3 protein-coding genes are annotated in these 6,782 nt (G+C 69.8%); 2 read left to right on the forward strand and 1 reads right to left on the reverse strand.

Annotated features, from left to right (window positions below; all coding sequences use genetic code 11):
• Positions 1-56: 56 nt before the first annotated feature.
• Positions 57-1,256 carry a cytochrome P450 gene (locus ACFVYE_RS47020; RefSeq protein ID WP_383978367.1) on the reverse strand — a complete coding sequence of 400 codons (1,200 nt, stop codon included), beginning with the start codon at positions 1,254-1,256 and terminating at the stop codon, positions 57-59.
• Between the two features lie 472 nt (positions 1,257-1,728).
• Here ACFVYE_RS47020 and ACFVYE_RS47025 point away from each other — a divergent pair, with 472 nt between their 5' ends.
• Both ACFVYE_RS47025 and ACFVYE_RS47030 read left to right on the forward strand, forming a co-directional pair.
• Complete coding sequence (locus tag ACFVYE_RS47025) at positions 1,729-1,941, forward strand: MbtH family protein (RefSeq protein ID WP_383978373.1); 213 nt, start codon at positions 1,729-1,731, stop codon at positions 1,939-1,941.
• A 173-nt stretch (positions 1,942-2,114) separates the two neighbouring features.
• Positions 2,115-6,782: amino acid adenylation domain-containing protein (locus ACFVYE_RS47030; RefSeq protein ID WP_389609721.1), on the forward strand; the 4,668-nt coding region annotated here is incomplete at its 3' end.

The following is a 6,782-nucleotide window of genomic DNA, read 5'->3' on the forward strand; positions in this document are numbered from 1 at the left end:
GCCCCCGGCCCCCGAAAGGGAGCCGGGGCGGTCGCCTTCGCTGTCGGCAGCGGCGCTCACGCCGCGGTCAGCTTGACGGGCAGCCGATCCGGCCCGTTCACCACGATCGAGTCCAGCAGCTCCGGCTCGCCGTCGAGCTCCACCCGGATCGAGCGGTTCAGCAACTCCGCGTACACCAGACGCAGTTCCACCCGGGCCAGCACGCTGCCGATGCAGAAGTGCTCACCGAAGCCCAGTGCCAGGTGCCGATTGGGCTTCCGGGTGATGTCGAACCGGTCCGGATCCTCGAAGATCCGCTCGTCGCGGTTGGCCGAGGGCAGCCAGAAAGTGACCCGGTCGCCGACCTCCACACGACGCCCGTGGATCTCCACCGGCCGCACCGCCGTACGCATGATGTGCGTGGCGGTCGAAGTCCAGCGGAGGATCTCCTCGACGGCCGGCTGCAGCAGCGTCGCGTCCTCGGACAGACGCTGCCACTGCTCGGGGTGTTCGAGAAGCGCCAGCATGCCGCCGGCGGCAGCGATGCGCGTGTTCTCGGTCCCCCCGACGAGCAGGTTGTTGCAATTGAGGATGACGTCCTCAGGATCGAGGGGTTCCCCGTCGATGCTGCCCGTGGCCAGCACACTCACCAGGTCGTCGGCCGGATCGGCGGCCTTCTCCGCCTGCAGTTCCTCGAAGTACCCCAGGATCTCCAGGTGGGCGAACCTGCGAGTGACCGGGTCCCCGGCGCCGAACGCCTGACTCGTCAGGTTGTGCAGGCGCTCCCAGTCGGAGTCCGGAACGCCCATCATCTTGCAGATCACGTACAGGGGCACGCGCGCCGCGATGTCCGCCACGAAGTCGCAGTTGCCGCGCTCCAGGGCCTCGTCGATGACGGTGCGCGCCACCTCGTTCATCTCTGCCTCGAGATCGCGCACCGACCGCACCGCGAACCATGAGTCGACCAGACCGCGCAGCTGCCGATGCCGGGGCGGATCGGTGAGGGCGAGGGTGCGCCCGCCCCCGGGATCCGAGCCGTGGTCGGTCGGCCGCAGGAGGATTCCCTGGGCCGAACTGAAGGTCTCGGAGTCCCGGTAGGCCGTGCGCACGTCCTCGTACCGGGTCAGCGCCCAGAAACCCGGGAGTTCCGTCGGCGGGTGCCAGTACATGGGTTCGTTGTCGCGGAGCCACCGCCACTGCACGAAAGGATCGCCATCCGAATAGAGCTTGGGATCCACCAGGTTGATTTCCGGCTGCTCGGCCGGCTCACTGCGCATGCGGACGCCTCACAGGTTTTCTTGGTCCCCGGAACGGAAATGCCAATCCGATCGAGGAGTTGGAAGTGCGCCGGAAAAGGCGGGCGAGCGGCCGAACAGCGGCGCGAGTGACATTCCTTCAGGTAGATGCCACGCTGTCACGGGCCTTCGCAAGCAGTCAAGATCACGTGATCCGGCCGATGTTCAACTGCCGCGGCGACACAGTTGAACTGCCCGCACAAGGCACGCAGTCGCAGGTCGCGGGTTGTGCGGGCCGTGCGCATGCGAGGCGTTGAGCAACCGCACTGCCCTGGGTCATAGTGGATCACCACCGCGAGTCGTGATGTCCCGTGAGGTGGCGTGGCGGCAGGTGGATTCCGGGCCCGCCCATCAGTGCGGAAAGCAGCCGCTATGTGTGTGTCAGCGGGCCGGAATAGCGTTGGTGAAACCCACTGACGATGCATCCATGTCATTGCCGAGAAAGGACAACGTGATGACGAATCCGTTCGACGACCCCGATGCCAACTACCTCGTCCTGGTCAACGAAGAGGGTCAGCACTCGCTCTGGCCGGTGTTCGTCGACGTCCCCGACGGCTGGGAGAAGGTCTTCGGAGAGGCCCCGCGTCAGGAGTGCCTCGACTACGTGGAGAAGTCCTGGACCGACATGCGCCCCAAGAGCCTGATCGGGGCCATGGAAGGCAAGTAGTCCCCACCGGCCACGGCCCCGGGACCGGCACGGACCGGTCCCGGGCCTGCGCTGTGACGCTGTGACAGGTCAACGTCTTGACCCAGAACGCTGGGCGGTAATGCGGCACGCCCTGACAGAGGCGGGCCCCTGCTGTTCCAGTCGATGACGCGAACCGATTGGAGTATGCGGGAATGGCTGCATCCAAGGCTGAGCTCCGGGAACTGATGGCTGGCCAGCTTGCGGTGTGGTACGCGCAGCAGCTCGCTCCGGACAACCGTGGCTTCCACACCGCCGAATACCTGGAGATCCGCGGCGCGGCCAAGTCCGAACTCCTGGTGGAAGCCGCAGGGCGCAGGCTGCACGAGGCCGAGAGCCTCCGCCTGCGCATCCGCGTCATCGACGGAACCCCCCGGCAGTACGTGCACGACGAGCGGGACTACCCCGTCCACGTCGTCGACCTGAGCAACGAGTCCGACCCGCGCGCGGCCGCCGAGCAGTGGATGAACGCCGACCTGCACCGGCCGATGGACCTCGTCGGCGGGCCGCTCTCCTCCCAGGCCGTCATCAAGCTCGGCGAGAACCTGCACTTCTGGTACGCCAGAGTCCATCAACTCGCCATGGACGGCATGGGAGCCGCGGTGCTCGCCGCCCGCGGCGCCGAGATCTACACCTCCCTCCTGCAGGACCACGACCTGAACGATGGCGCCCTCGAGCCGGTCTCCGTACTCCTCGACGCCGAACGCGCCTATCGCTCGTCCCCCGAGATCGAGCAGGACCGGCAGTACTGGAACGACACCCTCGCGGGCCTGGCCGACGACGTCCTCGCCGGCGCCACCCACCCGGGCCGACGCGCCAAGCACGTCCCTGTCCGCGCCGCGGACGGCATCGACGAGCAGGGGGCTGCGGCCCTGAAGGCGGCCGCGCGCCGCCTGAAGACCAATCTCGCCGGGCTGCTCATCACCGCCGCGGCCGTCCACGAACACCGGGTCACCGGGGCGCGTGACGTGGTCATCGGCATCCTCGTACGAGGAAGGGCGGGCCACCGCGAGGCCGGCGTCCCCGGCATGACCTCCAACGTCCTTCCGGTCCGCGTGACCTTCGATCCCTGGACCACGGTGGCCGACGTCGTCCGGCAGACCTCCCGCGCGGTCCGCGAGGGCCTGCGCCACGGGCGCTACCGCCACGAGGAGATCCTCCGCGACCTGAAGATGGTCGACCGAGTCCTGTGCACTCTGCACGTCAACGTCATGGCGTTCGACTACGACCTGCACTTCGACGACCTCCCCGTCACCGCCCACAACCTCGCCACCGGCCCCGTCGACGGCGTCCGGATCGACGTCTACGACCGGTCCGGCCTCCAGATCAACGTCGACGCCAACCCGGACCTCCACGACGCGGCGTCCACCGGCGACGTACTGCGACGCTTTCTCAACGTCGTGCACTGGCTCACCGCCACACCCGCCACCGACCCTGTCGGTCGGGCCGAGCTGATGGACGAGTCCGAGCGGCGCCGGGTGCTGGTGGAGTGGAACGACACAGCGGTTGACGGGCCCGTGTCGACGCTCCCCGAGCTGTTCGAGGCGCAGGCGGCACGTACGCCGGACGCGGTGGCGGTCGTCGCCGAGGGCGTCGAGGTGTCGTACGCGGAGCTGGACGCGCGTGCGAACCGTCTGGCGCGGCTGCTGGCCGGCCGGGGTGTGGGTCCGGAGTCCGTGGTCGCGGTGTACCTGGAACGCGACATCGAGATGGTGGTGGCACTCCTCGGCGTGCTGAAGGCGGGGGCCGCGTATCTGCCGGTCGACCCCGAGTACCCGGCCGAACGCATCGCGTTCACCCTGGCCGACGCCGGCGTGGCGTGTGTCCTGACCGCAACGGCGCTGACCGGTCGGCTGGAGGGCTCGGAAGCAGCAGCCGGCGGAGCGCCGTTGGTCGCTCTGGACGATCCGGCGGTGCTCGCCGAGACGGCAGCGCTCGGCAGCGGGCCGTGGGACGGGACCGAGCGGGCCGGGCGGCCGGCCCCGGCGCACCCGGCGTACGTGATCTACACGTCGGGGTCCACCGGGCGCCCCAAGGGCGTGGTGGTCGAGCACCGGTCCCTGGTGAACTTCCTCGACTCCATGCAGCGGCGCTTCGCGCTGGGCGCGGACGACCGGCTGCTCGCGGTCACCACGATCGGCTTCGACATCGCCGGACTCGAGCTCTACCTGCCGCTGTTGAACGGTGCGCGCGTGGTCCTTGCCACGGCGGACGCCGTACGTGACCCGCGCAAGCTGCGTGCGCTGATCCGGTCATCGGGGGCGACGGTGGTCCAGGCCACGCCGAGCCTGTGGCACGCATTGGTGTCCGAACCCGGTGACGGCGGCGAGGACGTGCCGACCGGGGTGCGTGTGCTGGTCGGCGGCGAGGCACTGCCGGGCGATCTGGCGTGCCGCCTCGCGCGCACGGCGTCGGTGACGAACCTGTACGGCCCGACCGAGACCACGATCTGGTCGACCGCCGCGGAGGTCGGGGCGGCTTCGGGCGGGGTGTCGTCGATCGGTGCGCCGATCGGGAACACGCAGGTCTACGTGCTGGACGGGGCGCTGGCTCCGGTGCCCGCCGGGGTGCCGGGCGAGCTGTTCATCGCCGGCGCGGGCCTGGCCCGTGGCTATCTGGGCCGGGCGGGGCTGACGGCGGAGCGGTTCGTGGCCTGCCCGTTCGGCGGGGCGGGCGAGCGGATGTACCGCACCGGGGACCTGGTCCGTTGGTCGGCGGAGGGCACCCTCGAGTTCATCGGGCGCGCGGACGACCAGGTGAAGGTGCGCGGTTTCCGGATCGAGCTGGGCGAGATCGAGGCCGTCGCCGCAGCGCACGAAGCGGTCGACCGGGCCACGGTCGTCGTACGCGAGGACGTACCCGGTGACAAGCGCCTGGTGGCGTACGTGGTGCCCGTCGGCCAGGAGGCCGATCACGCCGCCCTCGCCGATGCTGTGCGGGACGCCGCCGCAGAGTCCCTGCCCCACTACATGGTGCCGTCGGCGGTGGTCGTCCTCGGCGCGCTGCCGCTGACGCCGAACGGGAAGCTGGACCGCAAGGCGCTGCCTGCCCCGGAGTACACCAGCGGTTCCGGTCGTGGGCCGTCGACGGTCCGTGAAGAGATCCTCTGCGCGGCGTTCGCCGAGGTCCTCGGCCTGGACAGCGTCGGTGTCGATGACAGCTTCTTCGCCCTGGGCGGCCACTCGCTCCTCGGTTTCCGGCTGGTGGAGATCCTGCGCGCCCGCGGCATATCGGTGTCGGTGCCGGCGCTGTTCGATGCGCCGACCGTGGCCGGCCTCGCGGCCGTGGCCGGGACCGAGCAGGTCGAGGTCCCGGCGAACCTGATCCCCGAGGACGCGCAGGCGATCACGCCGGAGATGCTCCCGCTGGTCGACCTGACGGCCGACGAGGTCGAGCTGGTCGTCGCCACCGTGGACGGCGGCGCGGCGAACGTCGCAGACATCTACCCGCTCACCCCGCTCCAGGAGGGCCTGCTCTTCCACCACCTGCTCGCCGACGGCGGCGAGGACGCCTACGTGACATCGACGGTGATGCGGTTCGACTCGCGCGAGCGCCTGGACGCCTTCGTGCGCTCTCTGGAGAAGGTGGTCGAACGGCACGATGTCTTCCGCACCTCGATGGTGTGGGAAGGCCTTCGTGCGCCCGTGCAGGTGGTCCGGCGTGATGTCGAACTGCCAGTAGAAGAAATCGAGTTGGAAGCACAGAGCGCGGACCCCGTGCAGGAGCTCCTGACCAGGGGCGGTCTGGCGATGGACCTGAGGCAGGCCCCGCTCGTCCGGGTTCACGTGGCGGCCGAACCCCGTGGTGACGGCCGTTGGCTGGCGCTGATGCGCCTGCACCACATCATTGAGGACCACACCGCACTGGAGATCCTGATCGGCGAGGTGGAGGCTCTGCTCGCCGGGCGGGGCGCGGACCTCCCGGCGCCGCTGCCCTTCCGTGACCTGGTCGTACAGGCGCGTGCCGGGATCGAGAGCGGGAAGCACGAGCGCTTCTTCGCCGACCTGCTGGGCGGCGTCGACGAGCCCACCGCGCCGTACGGCCTGGTGGACGCGCGCAAGGACGGTATGGACTCGGCCGAGGCTCTGGTCGGCCTGGCACCGGAGCTGTCCGAGCGGGTCCGCGGGGTCGCCCGCCGCCTGGGGGCGACGGCCGCGACCGTCCTCCACGTGGCGTGGGCGCGTGCGCTGGCGGCGGTGAGCGGCCGGGACGACGTGGTGTTCGGCACAGTCCTGTTCGGGCGCATGAATGCCGGTGCCGGTGCGGGCCGGGTGGCGGGTCCGTTCATCAACACGCTGCCGGTGCGGATGCGTGTGAACGAGACCACCGTGGTGGCGGCGGTACGGGCCATGCGGGGTGAGCTCGTGGCGCTGCTGGAGCATGAGCACGCGCCGCTCACCCTGGCGCAGCAGGCCAGCGAGGTGCCGGCGGACGCACCCCTGTTCACCTCGATTCTCAACTACCGCCCGAACAACGGCCTCAACCGTGAGACCACCGAGCTCTTCGACGGGGTCGAGCTGGCGTTCTTCCGGGAGCGGACCAACTACCCGCTGTCGGTCGCCGTCGACGACGACGACACCAAGATCACCTTGGTCGTGGACGCGGTTGCTCCGATCGACGCGGACGCTGTGGCGGCGTTGGTCTGCACGGTCACGGAGAACCTGGTGGTTGCGTTGGAGGAGGCGCTTGACGGCGGCCCCGACGTTCCGTTGAGCGGCATCCGCGCGCTGGGTGAGGTTGAGCGTCGTCGGGTGGTGTCGGAGTGGAATGACACGGCGGTTGAGGTGCCGGCGGTGTGTGTGCCGGAGTTGTTCGGGGTGTGG

Source organism: Streptomyces sp. NPDC058239 (assembly GCF_042882185.1).
Taxonomy (GTDB): Bacteria; Actinomycetota; Actinomycetes; order Streptomycetales; family Streptomycetaceae; genus Streptomyces.